The following is a 19,432-nucleotide window of genomic DNA, read 5'->3' on the forward strand; positions in this document are numbered from 1 at the left end:
GCCCCCGATGACCCCGATGACAGGAACGGCCGGCAAGGCTCTCGAAGGCATCCGCGTCCTCGACATGACGCACGTCCAGTCGGGGCCGTCCGCGACCCAGCTGCTCGCCTGGCTCGGCGCGGACGTCGTCAAGCTGGAGGCGCCCTCCGGTGACATCACGCGCGGGCAGTTGCGTGACCTCCCGGACGTCGACTCGCTCTACTTCACGATGCTCAACTGCAACAAACGGAGCATCACCCTCAACACCAAGACCGAGCGCGGCAAGGAGATCCTCACCGAGCTGATCCGGCGCTCCGACGTCATGGTCGAGAATTTCGGACCGGGCGCGGTCGACCGCATGGGCTTCACCTGGGACCGCATCCAGGAGATCAATCCGCGGATCGTGTATGCCTCCATCAAGGGGTTCGGGGACGGCCCGTACACGGGCTTCAAGGCGTACGAGGTCGTCGCTCAGGCCATGGGCGGGTCGATGTCGACCACCGGTTTCGAGGACGGACCGCCGCTGGCGACGGGGGCCCAGATCGGGGACTCGGGGACAGGGGTGCACGCCGTGGCGGGGATTCTCGCGGCGCTGTACCAGCGCGAGAACACCGGGCGCGGTCAGCGGGTCAACGTGGCCATGCAGCACGCCGTACTCAACCTGTGCCGGGTGAAGCTGCGGGACCAGCAACGCCTGGCACACGGGCCGCTCGCTGAATATCCCAACGACGACTTCGGCCAGGAGGTTCCCCGGTCCGGAAACGCGTCCGGCGGCGGCCAGCCCGGCTGGGCCGTGAAGTGCGCGCCGGGCGGGCCGAACGACTACGTGTACGTCATCGTGCAGCCGGTCGGCTGGCAGCCGATCAGCGAGCTCATCGGCCGGCCCGAGCTGGCCGACGACCCCGAGTGGGCGTCGCCGCGGGCCCGGCTGCCCAAGCTGAACAAGATGTTCCAGTTGATCGAGGAGTGGTCCTCGACGCTGCCCAAGTGGGAGGTGCTGGAGCGGCTCAACGCCCACAACATCCCGTGCGGCCCGATCCTGTCCACCAAGGAGATCATCGAGGACGAGTCGCTGGCCGCCAACGGGATGGTGGTCCGCGTGCCGCATCCGCAGCGCGGCGAGTTCGTGACCGTGGGCAGCCCGCTGAAGCTCTCCGACTCCCCCGTCGAGGTGACCGGCTCACCGCTGCTCGGCGAGCACAACGAAGAGGTGTACATCGGCGAACTCGGCCTCGGGGACGAGGAGCTGCGCCTGCTCAAGTCGAACGGGGTGATCTGACGTGATGGCCGAGGACCGGGTGCTCAGGGTGCGTGCGCTGCTCGACGCGGTGCGCGCCGAGGGACGGACCGCGCTCACCGCGCCGGAGGGCAAGGTGATCGCCGACGTGTACGGGATCGCCGTACCGGGCGAGGAGCTCGCGACCGACGTCGAGGAGGCCGTCGCGTACGCTGCGCGCTTCGGCGGCCCCGTCGTCATGAAGATCGTCTCGCCGGACATCCTGCACAAGACCGACGCCGGCGGAGTCGTCGTCGGGGTGGAGGGCGCGGCGGACGTACGAGCGGCGTTCCACCGGATCGTCGAGAACGCGCGCGCGTACGACGCCGCGGCCCGGATCGCGGGCGTGCAGATCCAGGAACTGCTGCCGCAGGGGCAGGAGGTCATCGTCGGGGCGGTCACCGACCCGACGTTCGGGAAGGTCGTGGCGTTCGGGCTCGGCGGAGTGCTCGTCGAGGTGCTCCAGGACGTCACCTTCCGGCTTGCTCCGGTGGACGCCGACGAGGCGGTGTCCATGCTGGACTCGATCCGGTCGGCGGAGATCCTGCGCGGGGTGCGCGGCCGGGCCGGCGTGGACCGGTGGGCGGTCGCCGAGCAGATCCGCCGGGTGTCCCAACTGGTCGCGGACTTCCCCGAGATCGCCGAGGTGGACCTCAACCCGGTGATCGCGACGCCACAGGGCGCCGTCGCCGCGGACATCCGCGTGATCCTGTCCGACACGCCCGTCAGGGAGCGTCGCCGCTACACGCGCGCGGAGATCCTCACCTCGATGCGCCGTCTGATGCAGCCGAGTTCCGTGGCCGTGATCGGGGCATCCAACGAGCAGGGCAAGATCGGCAACTCGGTGATGCGCAACCTCGTCGACGGCGGCTTCGCCGGGGACATCCATCCGGTGAACCCCCGGGCCGATGACATCTTGGGCCGCAAGGCGTACAAGAGTGTCACCGACGTTCCCGGTGAGGTGGATGTGGCGGTCTTCGCGATACCCGCCAAGTTCGTGGCCTCGGCGCTGGAGGAGGTCGGACGCAAGAACATCCCCAACGCCGTGCTGATCCCCTCCGGGTTCGCGGAGACCGGGGAACACGCTCTGCAGGACGAGATCGTGGCGATCGCCGAGCGCTACGGCGTGCGGCTGCTCGGGCCGAACATCTACGGGTACTACTCGACCTGGCATGACCTGTGCGCCACGTTCTGCACTCCGTACGACGTCAAGGGCGGGGTCGCGTTGACCTCGCAGTCCGGTGGCATCGGGATGGCCATCCTGGGTTTCGCGCGCACCACGAAGACGGGCGTGTCGGCGATCGTGGGGCTCGGCAACAAATCGGACCTGGACGAGGACGATCTGCTGACCTGGTTCGGCGAGGACCCGCACACCGACTGCATCGCGATGCACCTGGAGGACCTCAAGGACGGCCGTGCCTTCGTCGAGGCCGCGCGGGCGACCGTCCCGAAGAAGCCGGTCGTCGTCCTGAAGGCGGGTCGTACGGCAGCGGGCGCCAAGGCGGCCGGCTCCCACACCGGGGCGCTGGCGGGCGACGACGCCGTCTACGACGACATCCTGCGGCAGGCGGGTGTCATCAGGGCGGCCGGCCTGAACGACATGCTGGAGTACGCGCGCGCGTTGCCGGTGCTGCCCACCCCTCAGGGGGACAACGTCGTGATCATCACGGGCGCGGGCGGCAGCGGGGTGCTGCTGTCGGACGCGGTGACCGACAACGGCCTGACCCTGATGGAGATCCCGCCGGACCTGGACGCGGCGTTCCGGGAGTTCATCCCGCCCTTCGGGGCCGCGGGCAACCCGGTCGACATCACCGGGGGCGAGCCGCCGTCGACGTACGAGGCGACGATCCGGCTGGGGCTGGAGGATCCGCGCATCCACGCGCTGGTGCTCGGCTACTGGCACACCATCGTCACTCCCCCGATGGTCTTCGCGGAGCTCACCGCGCGCGTGGTGGCCGAGTTCCGCGAACGCGGCATCGAGAAGCCCGTCGTGGCGTCGCTCGCGGGTGACGTGGAGGTCGAGGAGGCCTGCCAGTACCTCTACGAACGGGGCGTCGTGGCGTACCCGTACACGACGGAGAAGCCGGTGGCCGTGCTCGGCGCCAAGTACCGCTGGGCACGGGCCGCGGGGATGTTGGGGGGCGGTTCATGAGGTGACCCAGGCTCGGGGCCGGCCGACGGTGCGCGTCGGCCGGCCCCGGGACCCGTGCGCACACGAAAGGCATTGGACAGGGGGCGCTGGCCAGAACTTTCGACGCAAGGGGTGCTGAGCTGTATGACAACCACCGACTACTCGACGTCCCTCCCCTACCGGGAGGTGACCGACCGCAACGGCCGCGTGTACCGGATCGGCGAGAGCGACCGGGACATCACGGGGCGGCCACGCTGGACCATGGTGCTCTTCCCCTGGATGGGCATGCTGGGTATCAGCTCCTCGGAGTACGCGTTCACGTCGGCCGAGGACACCCTGCACGACGCCCATCTGTGGAGCAGTGGGCACATCTTCTGGCTGATGGGCGTCTGGGTGTTCTTCCAGGCGGCCGTGGCCTTCCCGGCCGGGCAGCTGCGGGAGAGCGGCAAACTGCCCGCGCGGTACGCGATGATGCTGGGCGCGCTGGGCACGGTTGTCGGCTATCTGTCACTCGCGTACGCGCCGCACGTCACCGTCGCCTATCTCGGCTTCGGCGTGTGCAGCGGCATCGGCGCCGGCCTCGTCTACGCGACCTGCGTGAACATGGTCGGCAAGTGGTATCCGGAGCGTAAGGGCGGCAAGACCGGCATGGTCAACGGCGGTTTCGCCTACGGCTCGGTGCCCTTCGTGTTCCTGTTCACGTCGTACATGGATCTGGGCAACTACCAGGGCGTGCTGGTGATGGTGGGCCTCGTCTGCTGCGCCGTCGTGGCGTTCGCGGGGTGGTTCTTCCGGGACCCGCCGAAGAACTGGTGGCCGGCACAGGTCGACCCGCTCAGGCTCACCGACGACCCGAAGATCCGGCGGGCGCTGGAGAAGAACCCGCCGGCGGTGAAGCAGTACACGCCGAAGGAGGCCGCCCGTACCCCCGTCCTGTGGATGATGTGGTTCTGTCTGCTGTGCACGGCCGGGATCAACATCTTCGGCATCGCCTTCCAGGTGCCGTTCGGCAAGGACATGGGCTTCGCGGGCGGGATCGTGGCCACGGCGATGTCCCTGAAGGCGATCGTCAACGGCACCGGACGCGGCATCATCGGCTGGATCTCCGACCGTTGCGGACGCCGCCACACCCTGATCATCGTCTGTCTCGTGCTCGGTACGGCGCAGTTCGGTGTGCTGATCTCCGGCCAGCTGGGCAGCATGCCGCTCTTCCTGTTCTGCTCCATGGTCTCCGGCTTCGGCGGCGGCGCGATCTTCCCGCTGTTCGCCGCGATGACGGCGGACTACTTCGGCGAGAACAACAACGCCAGCAACTACGGCTTGGTCTACAGCTCCAAGCTCATCTCGGGCCTTGTGGGCTCCGGCGTCGGCTCGATCGTGGTCCACGCGTGGGACTACGAGGGCGCGTTCGTCCTGGCCGGCTCCATCGGCCTGGCGTCCGCGGTGCTGGCGCTCTTCCTGAAGGCGCCCGGCAGGCCCCGGACCAGTCGTCGAATCGTCCCCAACCCGCATCCGCTCGGTGAGGAAATGGCCTGACATGACGGCAGATCCCCTCGCAACGAACAGTTCTTCGACCGACGCCGCAGCCCGTCCCTACCGCGAGGTGACCGACTCCCGCGGCCGCGTCTACCGCATCGGTGAGACCGACCGCGACATCCTCGGCCACTCCCGCAAGCTCATGATCTATCTGCCGTGGATCGCCATGATGGCGATCAGCGTCTTCGAATACGCGTACGGCTCCGCGGAGGACACCCTGTCCCACGCGCACGGCTGGACGCAGAGCAACACCTTCTGGATCCTGAGCGTCTGGGTGTTCTTCCAGGCCGGCATCGCCTTCCCGGCGGGCTGGCTGCGCGAGAAGGGCGCTCTGACGGCCCGTAGGGCCATGTACATCGGCTCCGGCATGTGTCTGGCCGGATTCCTCGCCCTGTCCCATCTGGACGACGTCCTGCTGGCCATTCTGGGCTTCGGGGTGGTCGGCGGGATCGGGGCCGGTCTGGTCTACGCGACCTGTATCAACATGGTCGGCAAGTGGTTCCCGGAGCGGCGCGGCGCCCGGACCGGCTTCGTCAACGGCGGGTTCGCATACGGCTCGCTGCCGTTCATTTTCATCTTCAACTACGGCTTCGACACGGCGAACTACCACCGCGTCCTCGACCTCATCGGCTGCTACATCATGGTCGTGGTGTTCGGATGCGCGTTCTTCTTCAAGGACCCGCCGAAGGACTGGTGGCCCGCCGACCTCGACCCGCTGACGTTCTCCGGCGACCACAAGAACGCCGCGAGCCTGGCCAAGAACCCGCCGGCGGTGAAGCAGTACACACCGAAGGAGGCCGTCCGGACCGGCATGCTGCCCCTGATGTGGCTCTCCATCGTGCTGACGGCCGGCGTGTCGATCTTCGGAATCTCCTTCCAGGTCGACTTCGCCAAGGAGGTCGGCTTCGGCCCGCTGGTCGCGGCGTCGTCGATGGGGGTCATGGCGGTCATCAACGGCATCGGCCGTGGTGTGGTGGGGTGGCTGTCCGACCGCTGGGGCCGCAAGCCCACGCTCGTGTTCGTCATCGTCGTCCTGGGGCTCGCTCAGTTCGGCGTGATCTGGGCCGGTGACGTCAGGAGCGAGTGGCTGTTCCTGTTCTTCGCCTTCCTGTCCGGCTTCGGCGGCGGCGCGTTCTACCCGCTGTTCGCGGCACTGACCCCGGACTACTTCGGCGAGAATTACAACGCCACCAACTACGGGCTGGTGTACAGCGGCAAGCTGATCAGCGGTCTGTTCGGCGGCGGCCTGGGCTCCCTGGTGGTCGCGGCCTGGGGGTACGACGGCGCGTACGCGCTGGCCGGCGGCGTCTCGATGGTCGCGGCGGCCATCGCACTGCTGCTGCGGCAGCCGGGCCGGAGCGGGGAGACCGACTCCACCGCTCTGCCCCAGTCCACGGGTTGATGAGGCACGCGCGCGTGGGGGGGCCCCCCCCCCCGGCCCCGTGTGGTGCAAGACTCGCGGAGTGATAGACCGAGCCGGCGCGCGAGGCGGGCAGACGCTAACCCCCACACAGTTGACGGGGGCGCGGNNNNCCCCCCCTCCACCGAACACATCATCCTGGGGAGGGGCGCCCGCGCCCCCCCCCCCCCCCCCCCCGGCCCGCCCGCCGCGCGCCCCCCCCCCCCCCCCCCCCCCCCCCCGCGGGGGGGGGCCCCCCCCCCGCGCGCGTGGTCAGCGCATCCGGCGTCGCCCGGTGCTCAGCACTTCTCGCGCAGCGAGTGCAGGTGCGCGCTCGACTTCCGGGCGAAGGCGAACGACTCGACCGGGTTGTCGTGTTCGGCCTGCCAGTGGTGGGCCAGGCGCTCGCCGCGCAGCCGGGTGACGGCGGAGATGAACCGCTGGTAGTCGATGTCGCCGTCACCGACGTCGACCATCCGGTACCCGAACTGGTTCGAGGGGTCGCTGACGCCGTCCTTCACATGGAAGAGCGGGTAGCGGTGCGGCTGCCTCAGTACGTAGTCCAGCGGCTCGAAGGGCGCGGGCGTACCGTCGGTCCGCGCCGAGAAACGGAACTGGCCGACGTACGCCCAGAAGATGTCCATCTCCAGGAACACCAGGTCGGGGTCGGTCTCGGCGAGCAGCACGTCGTAGAGGCGGACCTTGGGGTTGTCGGTCGCGAAGGCGAACTCGTCGGAGTGGTTGTGCTGGTAGAACTTCATGCCGCGCGCTCTCGCCGCCGCTCCGTAGGTGTTGAACTCCTCGGCCGCGCGCTTCCAGGCGTCGACGGTGGACCCGTAGCGGAACGGGCCCGAGGCGGTGCCGATGTGCTTGAGGCCGAGGGCCTGTGCGTCGTCGAGGACCTTGGTGAGGTTCTGGGCGAAGGTGTAGGCGTTCGGATCGTCGGCGTAGTACCCGACGTGGCTTCCGATCGGCGTCAGGCCGTGGTTGCGGGCCAGCCGCTTGAGCTGGGCGAGGGTGATGGGCCCGGCGGAGCCCTGGGTGTAGCCGGCGAACTCGACCTCGTCGTACCCGTACTTCTCCAGCTCGGCGAAGACGGCGGCGAAGCCCAGCGTGGAGACCTTGTCCCGCAGGCTGTAGAGCTGGATGCCGAGCCGGCCGGGGGGCAGGACGGGCCGACCGCGGCCGGCGGCCGAGGATTCAGCGGCGGGTGCTGCCGTGGCCGGGGTCGCGGCGGCTCCCAGCAGTGCGGCGGCGGTGGCTCCCGCGGCGACGCCGAGCATGCCTCGTCTGGTGAGGCGGTGGGTGAGTTCGGGGTCGGTGTCGGAGATGCGGCTCATGTCTGGAACTCCTCGAGGTCGGAGGGCGTTGTCAGTGGTGAGTGCTTCACTTGTGACCAGTCGGCAATCAGTCAGGACAGACCGGCCAGTTGGAGCAGTAGTGCTTTCACGTCGGTGGCCGCGACGCGGTCGCCGAGCGAACGGGGGGTGGAGCAGATGAGGAGCGGACCGTCGGCGTCGCTCGTCGGAAGGCGGCCGTGGCTGCCGCGAATAGGTGACGGATCGAGGGGCACGACCGCCATGCGGTAACGCATGCCGAGCTTCTTGCGGGCCAGGGCGGTGGCCGCCTTGACCTTCACATAGGGGTCGCGCGGATCCATGAACAGCTCGACCGGGTCGTAGCCGGGTTTGCGGTGGATCTCGACGAGCCGTGCGAAGTCGGGCGCGCGGGCGTCGTCGAGCCAGTAGTAGTACGTGAACCAGGCGTCCGGCTCCGCCACGGCGACGAGTTCGCCGGAACGCGGATGGTCGAGATGGTGCGCCTTCTTGCCCTCGTCGTCGAGGAGTTGCTCGACACCGGGCAGTCCGGCGAGTGCGGCCCGGGTGGCCTCCAGGTCCTCGGGGCGGCGTATGTAGACGTGGGCGAGTTGGTGGTCCGCGACCGCGAAGGCACGGGACGCCATCGGGTCGAGGTACTCCATGCCGTCCTGGGTGTGGACCTCGAGCAGGCCGGCACGGCGCAGGGCGCGGTTGATGTCGACGGGCCGGCTCACCGGGGCGATGCCGTACTCGGACAGTGCGACGACGGTGCGGCCCTGCGTGCGGGCGTCGGCCAGGAGGGGGGCCATGGCCTTGTCCAGGTCGGCGGCCGCCCGCAGGGAGCGCCGGTCGTCGGGCCCGAAGCGCTGAAGGTCGTAGTCGAGATGAGGGAGGTAGCACAGGGCGAGGTCGGGTCGGCGGGTACGCAGGATGTGGCGGGTCGCGGCGATGATCCAGCGACTGGAGACCAGGTCCGCGCCCGGTCCCCAGAAGTGGAAGAGGGGGAAGGCGCCGAGTTCGTCGGTGAGTTCGTCGTGCAGGTCCGGGGGCCGGGTGTAGCAGTCGGGCTCCTTGCGGCCGTCGGAGTAGTAGATCGGACGGGGGGTGACGGTGAAGTCGGTGTCGGCGCCCATGGCGTACCACCAGCAGACGTTGGCGACCGTGTAGCCGGGGTGCGCCCGGCGGGCGGCGTCCCACAGCTTGTCTCCGGCGACGAGACCGTTGTGCTGCCGCCACAGCAGGACGTCACCCAGCTCACGGAAGTACCAGCCGTTGCCGACGATGCCGTGCTCGTCCGGGAGGGTCCCGGTGAGGAAGGTGGACTGCGCGGCGCAGGTGACGGCCGGCAGGACGGTCCCGAGCGGCGCACGGGATCCGGCCTGAGCGAGGGCTTTCAGGTGGGGCATGTGGTCGAGAAGACGGGGGGTGAGACCGACGACGTCGAGGACGAGCAGAGGGACGGGCGCGCTGCTCACGGCAGCTCCTTGAGGCCGAGGTCCGTCAACAGGTCGCGGGCCAGGGAGAGTTCGGCGGCGATGCCGTCGGCGAGCTGGGCTCGGGCGCGGGGCCGTAGTTCGGGCGGGAGGGCCTGCCACGTGTAGGTCTCGACCTCCAGGTGGCGGGTGAGCGGGTGTGGGCCGCCGACGAGCCGGGTCAGCGCGGCTTTGAGTACCGGGAGCGTGGAGGTGAGGGGCGCGGCGGGGGCTGCGTGCAGTGGGACGTGGAAGTGGGCGCGCCAGGGCCCGATGTCGGGCAGGGCGGTGCCTGCGAGGGCTTCGCCGAGGTCGTCGGCGCCGTGCAGACCGGTGGCGTCGGCGGTGACCGTGCGGGTCTGGTGCAGAAAGCGGGGTTCGTCGAACGCGGCGAGGGCTTCACGAACGGCTGGGAGACGGGGGTGTTCGGCGTGCAGGGCGGCTGACAGCTGGGATTTGACGACAGGGACGCGGGCTTCGGCGAGCGCGTCCAGGGCGGTGTGCGGGTCTTCGAAGGAGGTGGCGAGATGGCAGGTGTCGACACAGACGCCGATCCTGGGATGGTCGATGGCTGTGAGCGGGGCGAGGGCGTCGGCGGTGGTCTCGACGATGCAGCCGGGTTCGGGTTCGAGGCCGACGCGGACGGAGCGGCCGGTGAGGTCCGCCAGTGCGTCCAGGCGGTCGGCGAGGGTGCACAGGGCGGAGCGGGCCGTCTTGGAGCGTTCGGTGGTCCACCCGGTGCGCCAGCCGAGGGGGAGGGTGGAGACGGTGCCCTCGGTGACGTCGTCGGGGAGCAGCCCGGCGAGGACACGGGCCAGAGCCGTGGTGTGTTCGAGGCGCTCGGGATCGGCCCAATCGGGCTTGTACACACGGTACTTGACCGCCCCGGCACCGAACCCCTCGTAGGGGAAGCCGTTGAGGGTGACGACTTCGAGGCCACGCCGGTCGAGCGCGGTGCGCAGTGCGCGCACGGCCGACGGATCGGTGTCGAGGGCGCGGGCGGCGTCCTTGGCGAGCCACAGACCGATGCCGAGCCGGTCGCGGCCGAGGCGGCGACGGACGGGTTCACAGTGGTCCCGGAGTTGCGTGAGGACGCCGTCGAGGGTCTCGGCTGGGTGGACGTTGGTGCAGTAGGCAAGGTGGACGGTGGTGCCGTCGGGATGGCGGAAGCGCATCGGTCACTCCCCGCCGCGCAGGATGGAGTTGCCCTCGTGGGTGGGGTCGGGGGATGCCACGTCCAGGGTGAGGCGGCCGCTGAGACCGTAGAAGGAGACGGGGTTGCGCCACAGGACGAGATCGACGTCGTCCTCGGCGAAGCCCTCCGCGAGCATCAGGTCGGCGACCCTGCGGGTCTTGAGGGGGTCGCTCCTGCCCCAGTCCGCGGCGGAGTTGACGAGGACCTTGTCCGTACCGTGGGCACGGAGGATCTCGATCATGCGGGTCTCGTCCATCTTGGTGTCGGGATAGACGGAGAAGCCGAGCCAGCAGCCGGCGGCTTTCGCCTCCTTGACGGTCGTCTCGTTGAGGTGGTCCAGCAGGACCCGGTCCGGGGCCAGGGCGGACTCGCGGACGACGTCGAGGGTGCGGCGCAGTCCGGCGAGCTTGTCGCGGTGCGGGGTGTGCACGAGGGCGGGCAGAGCGTGGTCGGCGGCCAGCTGGAGCTGGGCGGCCAACGCCGTGTCCTCGGCGGGGGTCATCGAGTCGTAGCCGATCTCACCGACGGCCACGACGTGATCCTTGACGAGATACCGCGGCAGCTCGTCCAGGACGGCGGCACAGCGCGCGTCGTTGGCCTCCTTGGGGTTGAGGGCGAGCGCGCAGTGGTGGGCAATGCCGTGCTGGGCGGCCCGGAAGGGTTCCCAGCCGAGGAGGGAGTCGAAGTAGTCGAGGAAGGAGGCGGGCGAGGTACGGGGCTGCCCCAGCCAGAAGGACGGCTCGACCACGGCGCGGACGCCGGCCGCGTGCATCGCCTCGTAGTCGTCGGTGGTGCGCGAGGTCATGTGGATGTGGGGATCGAAGATGCGCATCAGGACTCCTTGCCGTGGGGGTGGACCGGGCTGTGGGGGCTGTCCGTGCCAGGGGGGTCCGTGCGGTCGCGGGAGGGGCTGGGTGGGTCTGGCCGACGTGGATCCGGTCGATGTGGATCCGGTCGGTGTGGATCCGCGGTGTTCGATGGAGGTGCGGTGGGCGTGACCGGGTCGGTCAGGGTCAGGACGCGGTCCAGATCGGGGGGTACGGAGCGGCCTGCCGCGGTGCGTTCGGCGGCGTAGTCATTGAGCATGCGGGCGAGTTCGGCGTCGGCGCGGGCGCGCTGTTCGAGGCCTGCCACCTCGTCGACGGGCACTCCCACGAACAGGCACTTCAGGACGGCGTGGCGCCACGCGTGGGCGTCGAGGTGGCGGGCCGTGTAGGGGCCGACGGCGGCGGCGAGGAGCCGGGTGTCATGGGTGCGCAGGGCGTCCTCGACGAGCGGAAGGGCGTCGGGGCCGGGCACGAGGTGAGGCAGTGCGTGCAGGACCGCGCGACGCTCGTCGGCTGTGCCCTGGAAATAGACGCGGGCCAGGGCGTCCGGGTCGGCGCGGGCGGCGTGGAGGATGAGCACGCGGGCGACGTCGGCGTACCGGCTGCCGCAGCGGCGTCCGGCCTCGGCGAGGCGCAACTCCCAGACGGAGATGGGCCCGTGGATGCCGGGGTGGGCAGCGGCCTCGTCGAGAGCCTGGTGGAACCAGGTGCGGGCGGTTCCCTGGAGGTGGGTGTCGAAATGGCTGTGCAGGGCGTCGAGGGACGCGAGGGCGAGGGTGGCGCCCGTGGGTCCCGCCGCCCGGGGTGCCGGGTCGGCCTGGGGCGGGGTCATGGAGTGCTCCCTTCTGGGGTGGCGGAGGGCTCGCCGGGTGGAGCGACGGACGGGTTCGCTGCCGGGGACGGCCGGCTCGGGAGGACGGCGTGAGAGGAGGACCGTTGCCGGTCGGCGGGGTGGGCGGTCGAGGCGGGGAGGGAAGGGGGCCGCGGGTCGGCGTACGCGACGGCTTGAGCAGCCGTCTGCACGCGGCGGAGGAACGGGAGGGAGAGTTCGGCGTAGTGGGGGCCGGCATGGGAGTGACGGGGCAGTTCGACCACCGTCAGCCCGCGGTAGCCGGTCGCGGCCAGGGCGGCGAGGACGGGCGGGAAGTCGATCTCGCCGTCTCCGAAGGGAAGGTGTTCGTGGACCTCGCGGCGCATGTCCTCGATCTGGACGTGGCGCAGCCAGGGAGCGGCGTCGCGTACGCAGTCGGCGGGAGGGAGTGGTTCGAGGCACTGGCAGTGGCCGATGTCGAGGGTGAGGCCGAGGGACGCCGGGTCGCCGAGCATGCGGCGGAGCCGGTGGAAATCGGCGAGGGTCGCGAGGAGGTGACCCGGTTCCGGTTCGATCGCGAGGGGGATGCCGGCGGTGGCGGCGGCGTCCAGGACGGGGGTGAGGGTCTCGGCGAGGCGCTGCCATGCCGTGTTTGTGTCCGGGTCCTTGTCCGTGCTCGCGCCCGGGTCCGGGTCCCTGCCCGGCGGGAGGGTCCCGCTGAAGCAGTGAACGGCGTGCGCACCGAGGTCGCCGGCGATGCGGACGGCCCGCAGGAGCAGGTCGACACGGCGGGCGCGGTCCTCCGGATCCGGGTCCAGGAGGGAGGGGCCGTGCTTGCGACGCGGGTCGAGGACGTAGCGGGCGCCGGTCTCCACAGTGACGGCGAGCCCCAGCGTGTCCAGTCGGTGCGCGACGCGTCGGGTGCGGGCTGCGAGGTCCGGGGCGAGCGGATCGAGGTGCATGTGGTCGAGGGTCAGTCCGACGCCGTCGTAGCCGAGGTCGGCGAGGAGGGCGAGGGCGTCGTCGAGGCGGAGATCGGCGAGGCCGTTGGTGCCGTAGCCGAAACGAAGCGAGGGCGAGGGCGGCGGGGACGGCGGGGACGGGCCGTCGTCGGGAACGGGAGACAGGGGGTGCGGGTGCCGGGCGGTGTGACGCGGGGAGTCTTCCTGTGGGGCGCTCTGTCGCTGAGCGTTCCCGTGGTTCCCGTGGTTCGCGTGTCCGAGGCTGACGGGTCCGAAGCTCATGTGCTGCTCACCCCGTCTCCTCGGCAGGCGCGTTCTTCAGCCGTCGGGCGAATCGCTGCAGTTGCGCGTGCTGCTCCGCCAAGGCCGCCGGCGCCTCGCCCACGGGGTCCTTGAAGAAGAAGGCGAGTTCGGAGAGCGGGCCGGACAGGCGGGCTTCGTGGGCGCGGGCGGCGAGGCGGGCCAGATCGAGGACGAGGGGTGCGGCGAGCGCGGAGTCGCAGCCCTGCCAGATGGTCTGGAGGATCATGCGGGTGCCGAGGAACCCGTCGAAGGCGACGTGGTCCCAGGCGGTCTTCCAGTCCCCCAGGACGGGCACGTCGTCGATGTGCACCCGGCCCTCGGGAGTCACGCCGAGGGTGTCGGCGAGGACGCGTTCCTTGCCCGCGTTCTTCGCCTCGGCGGCGGCCGGGTCGGCCAGGGCCGCCCCGTCGCCGCCGCCGAGGAGGTTGGCGCCGGACCAGGCCCGCACCGCGAGTGCCCGCTGGGCGAACATGGGGCCCAGCGCGGAACGCAGAAGGGTCTGGCCGGTCTTGCCGTCGCGTCCGGCGTACGGCAGTCCGCTCGACTCCGCCAAAGACGCCAGCGCCGGGTGGTGCAGCCCGGTGGAGGGCGTGAAGTTCACGTACGGGCAGCCCGCGCGCAGGGCGGCCGCCGCGTACAGCGAACTCGGGGGAAGCGTGGGCCCGTTCGCGGCGGGTTCGGTGGAGGCCACGTTCACGACGACCGCGCGCGCCAGCCCGCGTCGGCGTACGAAGTCCCTGAGGTCGGCGGTGAACGCGGCGATCAGCTGCTCCTCGTCGCGGGTGTCCCCCGGGACCGGGCCTCCGGGCCGGATCTCCCGGTCGGCGGCGGCGAGTTCAGCGCCGACCGCGGCGGGCAGCCCGGCCGGCAGGACCCCTCCGGCCGCAAGTTGTTCAGCTCGTTTGGGCAGGGGGCAGTCGGAGGTGTCGTGGCCGCCGAAGACGAGGGAGGACAGGGCCGGCAGGTCGCTGTCGGCGAAGGCGGGCGACTCCGTGACCAGGCCCGTCGGCGGGTGCAGACCGCCGGTGACGGCGGCGCATCCCGCGACCACGGTGGTGGCCACGGAACCGCGGGCCCCGATCAGCCAGACGCCGACGCGCGGGGGACGGGAGAGGGACGCGGACATGGGCAGCCTCCTTGTCTGTCGTGCGCGAACCCCGGAGAACGAGGGGGGACGGCGGGCGGGGGTCCGGCGTCCCCCGCCCGCCGCCGTTCAGTCGCCCTTGACGGGCAGTTCCTTGACGGGCAGTTCCTTGATCCGAACGTCACGGAAGGACACCTGGTCGTCGGCTCCGTGGTTCTGCAGGCCGATGTGTCCGTCGCGCAGGCTCCGGGCCGGATCGGTGTTGGTGAAATCGTTGATCTTCACGCCGTTGAGCCAGACGCGCAGGCGTTCGCCCTCCACGCGGATCTCGTACGTGTTCCACTCACCCGGCGGATTCAGTGCGCGGTCCCGTTTCCGCAGGTCCGCGGAGCTGAAGCCGTAGACGGACCCCGTGGTCTTCTCGGGGACGTCGGTGGCGTCGATCTGGATCTCGTAGCCGTTGTTCACCGCGGACCACGGGTCGTCCGACGGCGGGAAGCCCACGAAGACACCGGAGTTGTCGTCACCGGAGCCGCTCGGTCCGCCGGCCGTGGTCTTCCAGTCGAGCTTCAGGGAGTACGCCCCGAAGCTCCGGCCCGCGTACCAGAGCAGTCCCATGCCGCCCGTCGACGTCAGCGTGCCGTCGTCGGAGAGGGCGAAGGAGCCGGGTCCGGCCTGCTGCCAGCCGTCCAGGGACGTTCCGTCGAAGAGCGGACGGTATCCGTTCTCCGGTCGGCAGTCTGCCTGCACATCGCCGACCGCGTAGTGGATCCCGCCCAGCAGATGTCTGCGCAGTGCCGGATCCGCGTAGGACTCCTTCGTGTGACCGACGCCGGTGTAGAAGGCGCGGCCGCCCTCATAGTTCTGGCACCAGGCGATCGGATGGTCGCCGTTCATGGCGCCGCCCGTGTACGACGACTCGTCGAGCGACGCCAGGACGTGGACCCGCTCACGGGGGTTGGAGCGGTAGTTGTACCACTCGTCGGTGCGGTTCCAGGTCCGGTCGAGTCCCGAGGTCGCCGGGTGGGCCCGGTCCTCGACAGCGACCGTCGCGGGCTGGATCGCCGGGTGCGACTGGAACCATGCGCCGACGAGACCGCCGTAGAACGCCCAGTCGTACTCGGTGTCGGCCGCCGCATGGATCCCGACGTAACCGCCGCCGTGTCGGATGTAGCCCTCGAAGGCCGCCTGTTGGGCGGCGTCCAGGACGTCTCCGGTCGTCGACAGGAAGACGACCGCGTCGTAGCGCCGCAGGTTCGTCCGCGTGAACGCGCCCGCGTCCTCCGTCGCGTCGACCGTGAAGCCACCCGTCGCGCCGAGCTCCCGTAGCGCCGTGACGCCGTCCGGGATCGAGTCGTGCCGGAACCCGGCCGTCTTGGAGAAGACCAGCACCCGTCGACCGTCGTCCGTGGCTGCCGAGTGGGCCGCGGCCGGTTGTGCGAGGCAGCCGAGGAGCAGGGCGGCTCCGGCCACAGCGCTCACTGTGCGCATGCAGGCCTCCCTCAGCCCGTCGCCGTCGTGAAGGTGAAGTCGTCCACCTCGTACAGGGTTCCGCTGCCGCCCTTGAAGACCAGGTAGAGCGTGGTCGTGCCCCTCGGGGCGCGGGACAGGCCGGCGCTGACGTCCTGATAGGCGTCCCATCCGCCGGTGACCGGCACGGTCGCCTTGCCGAGGAGGGTGCCCTTCGGCGAGCCCGCGCGGACCTCGAGGACGCCGCCGGCCCCGGCGGAGGAGACCCTGGCGGTGATCTTCTGGGCGTTGCCGAGCACGTACGGGGTGAAGGAGATCCAGTCGCCGCGGCTGAGGTCACCGACCGTGCGACCGCCGTGGGCGGACTCGCGTGCGGTCACCGTGACGCCGGAGGAGGCGCCGAAGTGCTCTGCCTGACGGTGGCGGGGCTGGAGGACGTTCTGGTCGTGCGAGGTGAGCGCGGCCTGGCCGCCGCCTCCGCCGTCGGTGTACTCGGCGTCCAGGACCCCGAAGATGTTGGCGTCCTCGTCGTGGCCGCCGTCGGCGCTGGTCTGGAGGGTGCCGGTGCAGCCGTTGGCCGAGGTCACCGGGTGGCCGTGGCTGTCGTGGCCGAGGACGAAGGTGACCTCGACCTTGGCGCAGTCGATCGCCGTGCCGTCCTCGGGGTCGGTGACGTTCACCTTGAACGGGATCGCGTCGCCGAAGCTGAACAGCTGACCGTCCTTCGGTGTTTCCAGCACCACCTTCGGGGCCGTGTTGCCGACGACGATCTGCACGCTCGCGCTGCCGGTGCGGCCGGAGCCGTCCTCGGCGGTCAGGGTCGCGGTGTACGTGCCGTTCTTCTTGTACGTGTGGGCGGGGTTGGCCGTCGTAGCGGTTCCGCCGTCGCCGAAGTCCCAGCGGTAGGTGAGCGCGTCGCCGTCCTGGTCGGTGGAGCCGGCGGAGGTGAAGCGCACCTTCAGAGCGGCCTGTCCCGAGGTGCGGTCGGCCGCGGCCTGGGCGACCGGGGAGTGGCCGTCGGTGGCGTTCTCTATGCGGTATAGACCCGAGTGCTCGTCTCCGCCGAACCAGGCGGTGCCGTAGTCGAGGACGTACAGCGCTCCGTCGGGTCCGAAAGCCATGTCCATGACCTGGGTGCCGGTCCACGGGACGGGGTTGATCGACTGCACGGCGCCGTTCGCGTCGCTGACGATGCGCTTGATCCAGCGGCGTCCGAACTCCCCGGCGAAGAAGCTCCCGTCGTACGCCTGCGGGAACTTCACCGGTGAGTCGAGCGAGGCGTCGTAGTGGTAGACGGGGCCGCCCATCGGGGACTCCGAGCCGTCGCCGAACTCGGGTACCGAGGCGCCGTCGTACGGGATCCAGGCGGGCTGCGCCGGGGGCAGGTCGGTGAGTCCCGTGTTGTGCGGCGAGGTGTTCTTCGGGGCGTTGCAGTCGAACGGAGCGCCGGACACGCCGGTCGCGAAGTCGTATGCGACATAAGGGTCGTTGTCGCCCGTGCAGAACGGCCAGCCGAAGTTGCCGGGACGGGTGACACGTGCGAACTCGACCTGGCCGGCCGGTCCACGGGCCGGGTCGGCGGCACCGGCGTCGGGACCGTAGTCGCCGACGTAGAGGATGCCGGTGGCCTTGTCGACGCTGAAGCGGAACGGGTTGCGGAAACCCATCGCGTAGATCTCGGGCCGTGTCCGGTCCGTGCCGGGCGCGAAGAGGTTGCCGTCGGGGACGGCGTACGAGCCGTCGGCGTTCACCTTGATGCGCAGGATCTTGCCGCGCAGGTCATTGGTGTTTCCGGCGGAACGGCGGGCGTCGAAGGCGGGGTTGCGGCCGTCGCGGTCGTCGATGGGGGTGAAGCCGTCCGACTGGAAGGGGTTGGTGTCGTCGCCGGTGGACAGGTAGAGGTTCCCCGCCGCGTCGAAGTCGATGTCACCGCCGACGTGGCAGCACAGACCGCGTGAGGCAGGCACGTCGAGGATCTTCGTCTCGCTCGTGGTGTCCAGCGTGCCGTCCGTCTTCAGCACGAAGCGGGAGAGGCGGTTGACGCCGTCGAAGGGGGCGAAGTCGGCGGCCGTTCCGGTCTCGGGGGCGTCGCCCGCCGGGGTGTTCAACGGCGGTGCGTAGTACAGGTAGATGAAGCGGTTGGCGGTGAACTCCGGGTCCACGCCGATGCCTTGGAGGCCCTCCTCGTCGTGGGAGTAGACGTCGAGTTTGCCGGCCAGCCGGGTGTTGCCGGCGGCGTCGGTGAGGCGGAGCTCGCCGTCGCGCGAGGTGTGCAGGACCGAGCGGTCGGGCAGCACGGCCAGCGACATGGGCTCGCCGACCTCGGCCTCCCCCTTGGCGAGGGTGACCTGCTGGAAGTCCTCGGCGGCCGCGGCCACCGGGTCGGCGACGGCTGCGCCGGCCCGGGGTGTGGTGAGGGTGAGGGACGCGCCGGCCAGCAGGGCGCCGCTCAGCAGGGCGATCGCCCTGCGCAGCGAAGGACGTCGTCGTCTGCGCGTCCCGGCTCTGCCGGTGCGGGTGCGGGTGGTGGGGTCGTTCCCGTGCACGGATGCCTCCAGGAGTGGGGCTGGTTGTACGGGTGGGTGCGTACGCCGGGATGCGCCGTCATCCCGGAGAGCTGATGGAAAGTCAGAGGCGCTTGCTTCGCCGTCAGTTGCCGAACGCCGCGTCAAAGGAGGCGGACGGCGGGTCGAAGTCGTAGGCCTTGAGGCGGGTCAGGGCCTCGGGGGCGCCTTGGAGACGGTCCATGCCGGCGTCCTCCCACTCCACGGAGATCGGGCCCCGGTAGTCGATGGAGCGCAGCATGCGGAAGACGTCCTCCCAGGGGACGTCGCCGTGGCCGGCGGAGACGAAGTCCCAGCCGCGGCGCGGGTCACCCCAGGGCAGGTGGGAGCCGAGGCGGCCGTTGCGGCCGTCGAGGCGCTTGCGGGCCTCCTTGCAGTCCACGTGGTAGATGCGGTCGCGGAAGTCCCACAGGAAGCCGACCGGGTCGAGGTCCTGCCACACGAAGTGGCTGGGATCGAAGTTGAGGCCGAAAGCCGGCCGACGGTCGACCGCGTCCAGCGCGCGCACGGTCGTCCAGTAGTCGTAAGCGATCTCGCTGGGGTGGACTTCGTGGGCGAACCGCACGCCCTGCGCGTCGAAGACGTCGAGGATCGGGTTCCAGCGCTCGGCGAAGTCCTCGTAGCCGCGCTCGATCATCGACTCGGGGGCGGGCGGGAACATGGCCACCAGATGCCAGATGGCGGAGCCCGTGAAGCCGATCACCGTGTCGACGCCGAAGGCGGCGGCGGCCCGCGCCGTGTCGGCGATCTCCGCGGCGGCTCTGCGTCGGACGCCTTCCGGCTCGCCGTCCCCCCAGATGCGGTCGGGCAGGATCGCCTGGTGGCGTTCGTCGATGATGGCGTCACAGACCGCCTGTCCCACCAGGTGGTTGGAGATGGCCCAGCACTTCAGGCCGTACTTGTCGAGGAGTTGGTGGCGCGACTGCACATATGCGGGGTCCGTCAGCGCCTTGTCGACCTCGAAGTGGTCGCCCCAACAGGCGAGTTCGAGGCCGTCGTAGCCGAAGTCGCGGGCGAGGCGGCAGACCTCCTCCAGGGGCAGGTCGGCCCACTGGCCGGTGAAGAGTGTGAATGTGCGCGGCATGCTCCAGCCCTCCTCGTTCC

The 19,432-nt window shown here is 70.5% G+C and carries 14 protein-coding genes; 4 read left to right on the forward strand and 10 right to left on the reverse strand.

Features of this window, described 5'->3' with window-relative positions; all coding sequences use genetic code 11:
* Nucleotides 1-16 precede the first annotated feature (16 nt).
* The 4 genes from frc to ACIBAF_RS25570 all read left to right on the forward strand — a co-directional run bounded on the left by frc (nucleotide 17) and on the right by ACIBAF_RS25570 (nucleotide 6,324).
* Nucleotides 17-1,258: a formyl-CoA transferase gene (gene frc / locus ACIBAF_RS25555; protein WP_399466014.1), complete on the forward strand. Its 1,242-nt coding sequence runs from the start codon at nucleotides 17-19 to the stop codon at nucleotides 1,256-1,258.
* 4 nt (nucleotides 1,259-1,262) lie between these two features.
* Entirely contained in the window at nucleotides 1,263-3,407 is a 2,145-nt protein-coding gene (locus ACIBAF_RS25560; RefSeq protein WP_399466016.1) for an acetate--CoA ligase family protein, read from the forward strand.
* Between the two features lie 123 nt (nucleotides 3,408-3,530).
* A complete protein-coding gene (locus tag ACIBAF_RS25565; RefSeq protein ID WP_399465942.1) occupies nucleotides 3,531-4,922 on the forward strand; it encodes an OFA family MFS transporter in 1,392 nt (463 codons plus the stop codon).
* Nucleotide 4,923: 1 nt separating this feature from the next.
* Nucleotides 4,924-6,324, forward strand: a complete 1,401-nt coding sequence (locus tag ACIBAF_RS25570; RefSeq protein ID WP_399465944.1) for an OFA family MFS transporter — start codon at nucleotides 4,924-4,926, stop codon at nucleotides 6,322-6,324.
* A 296-nt stretch (nucleotides 6,325-6,620) separates the two neighbouring features.
* Here the strand turns inward: ACIBAF_RS25570 and ACIBAF_RS25575 are convergent, their stop codons facing one another.
* From ACIBAF_RS25575 to ACIBAF_RS25620, 10 genes are all read right to left on the reverse strand, one after another.
* Nucleotides 6,621-7,661, reverse strand: coding sequence for a sugar phosphate isomerase/epimerase family protein (locus tag ACIBAF_RS25575; RefSeq protein ID WP_399465946.1), 1,041 nt, complete (start codon nucleotides 7,659-7,661; stop codon nucleotides 6,621-6,623).
* 71 nt (nucleotides 7,662-7,732) lie between these two features.
* A complete protein-coding gene (locus ACIBAF_RS25580) occupies nucleotides 7,733-9,115 on the reverse strand; it encodes a nucleotide pyrophosphatase/phosphodiesterase family protein (protein WP_399465948.1) in 1,383 nt (460 codons plus the stop codon).
* A complete protein-coding gene (gene eboE, locus ACIBAF_RS25585; protein WP_399465950.1) occupies nucleotides 9,112-10,287 on the reverse strand; it encodes a metabolite traffic protein EboE in 1,176 nt (391 codons plus the stop codon). The genes ACIBAF_RS25580 and eboE overlap by 4 nt, the downstream gene beginning before the upstream one ends.
* Before the next feature lie 3 nt (nucleotides 10,288-10,290).
* Nucleotides 10,291-11,139 carry a TatD family hydrolase gene (locus ACIBAF_RS25590; RefSeq protein WP_399465952.1) on the reverse strand — a complete coding sequence of 283 codons (849 nt, stop codon included), beginning with the start codon at nucleotides 11,137-11,139 and terminating at the stop codon, nucleotides 10,291-10,293.
* On the reverse strand, nucleotides 11,139-11,966 hold the full coding sequence (locus ACIBAF_RS25595) for an EboA domain-containing protein (protein WP_399465954.1): 828 nt from the start codon (nucleotides 11,964-11,966) through the stop codon (nucleotides 11,139-11,141). The genes ACIBAF_RS25590 and ACIBAF_RS25595 overlap by 1 nt, the downstream gene beginning before the upstream one ends.
* Nucleotides 11,963-13,189: a sugar phosphate isomerase/epimerase family protein gene (locus tag ACIBAF_RS25600; RefSeq protein ID WP_399465956.1), complete on the reverse strand. Its 1,227-nt coding sequence runs from the start codon at nucleotides 13,187-13,189 to the stop codon at nucleotides 11,963-11,965. The genes ACIBAF_RS25595 and ACIBAF_RS25600 overlap by 4 nt, the downstream gene beginning before the upstream one ends.
* 7 nt (nucleotides 13,190-13,196) lie before the next feature.
* On the reverse strand, nucleotides 13,197-14,336 hold the full coding sequence (locus tag ACIBAF_RS25605; RefSeq protein ID WP_399465958.1) for an inositol-3-phosphate synthase: 1,140 nt from the start codon (nucleotides 14,334-14,336) through the stop codon (nucleotides 13,197-13,199).
* An 87-nt stretch (nucleotides 14,337-14,423) separates the two neighbouring features.
* On the reverse strand, nucleotides 14,424-15,785 hold the full coding sequence (locus tag ACIBAF_RS25610) for a ThuA domain-containing protein (protein WP_399465960.1): 1,362 nt from the start codon (nucleotides 15,783-15,785) through the stop codon (nucleotides 14,424-14,426).
* Nucleotides 15,786-15,796: 11 nt separating this feature from the next.
* Nucleotides 15,797-18,310, reverse strand: a complete 2,514-nt coding sequence (locus ACIBAF_RS25615; RefSeq protein ID WP_399465962.1) for a PQQ-dependent sugar dehydrogenase — start codon at nucleotides 18,308-18,310, stop codon at nucleotides 15,797-15,799.
* A gap of 103 nt (nucleotides 18,311-18,413) precedes the next feature.
* Nucleotides 18,414-19,412, reverse strand: coding sequence for a sugar phosphate isomerase/epimerase family protein (locus ACIBAF_RS25620; protein ID WP_399465964.1), 999 nt, complete (start codon nucleotides 19,410-19,412; stop codon nucleotides 18,414-18,416).
* Nucleotides 19,413-19,432: the final 20 nt, after the last annotated feature.

Origin of the sequence: Streptomyces sp. NPDC051677 (assembly GCF_044453465.1) — a bacterium.
In the GTDB taxonomy this organism is placed as follows: domain Bacteria; phylum Actinomycetota; class Actinomycetes; order Streptomycetales; family Streptomycetaceae; genus Streptomyces.

Excerpts from the sequence above, each read along its gene's own strand:
- frc (WP_399466014.1), top strand. The coding sequence starts at position 17 with ATGACAGGAACGGCCGGCAAGGCTCTCGAAGGCATCCGCGTCCTCGAC.
- ACIBAF_RS25560 (WP_399466016.1), top strand. The coding sequence starts at position 1,263 with ATGGCCGAGGACCGGGTGCTCAGGGTGCGTGCGCTGCTCGACGCGGTG.
- ACIBAF_RS25565 (WP_399465942.1), top strand. The coding sequence starts at position 3,531 with ATGACAACCACCGACTACTCGACGTCCCTCCCCTACCGGGAGGTGACC.
- ACIBAF_RS25570 (WP_399465944.1), top strand. The coding sequence starts at position 4,924 with ATGACGGCAGATCCCCTCGCAACGAACAGTTCTTCGACCGACGCCGCA.
- ACIBAF_RS25575 (WP_399465946.1), bottom strand. The coding sequence starts at position 7,661 with ATGAGCCGCATCTCCGACACCGACCCCGAACTCACCCACCGCCTCACC.
- eboE (WP_399465950.1), bottom strand. The coding sequence starts at position 10,287 with ATGCGCTTCCGCCATCCCGACGGCACCACCGTCCACCTTGCCTACTGC.
- ACIBAF_RS25590 (WP_399465952.1), bottom strand. The coding sequence starts at position 11,139 with ATGCGCATCTTCGATCCCCACATCCACATGACCTCGCGCACCACCGAC.
- ACIBAF_RS25595 (WP_399465954.1), bottom strand. The coding sequence starts at position 11,966 with ATGACCCCGCCCCAGGCCGACCCGGCACCCCGGGCGGCGGGACCCACG.
- ACIBAF_RS25600 (WP_399465956.1), bottom strand. The coding sequence starts at position 13,189 with ATGAGCTTCGGACCCGTCAGCCTCGGACACGCGAACCACGGGAACCAC.
- ACIBAF_RS25605 (WP_399465958.1), bottom strand. The coding sequence starts at position 14,336 with ATGTCCGCGTCCCTCTCCCGTCCCCCGCGCGTCGGCGTCTGGCTGATC.
- ACIBAF_RS25610 (WP_399465960.1), bottom strand. The coding sequence starts at position 15,785 with ATGCGCACAGTGAGCGCTGTGGCCGGAGCCGCCCTGCTCCTCGGCTGC.
- ACIBAF_RS25620 (WP_399465964.1), bottom strand. The coding sequence starts at position 19,412 with ATGCCGCGCACATTCACACTCTTCACCGGCCAGTGGGCCGACCTGCCC.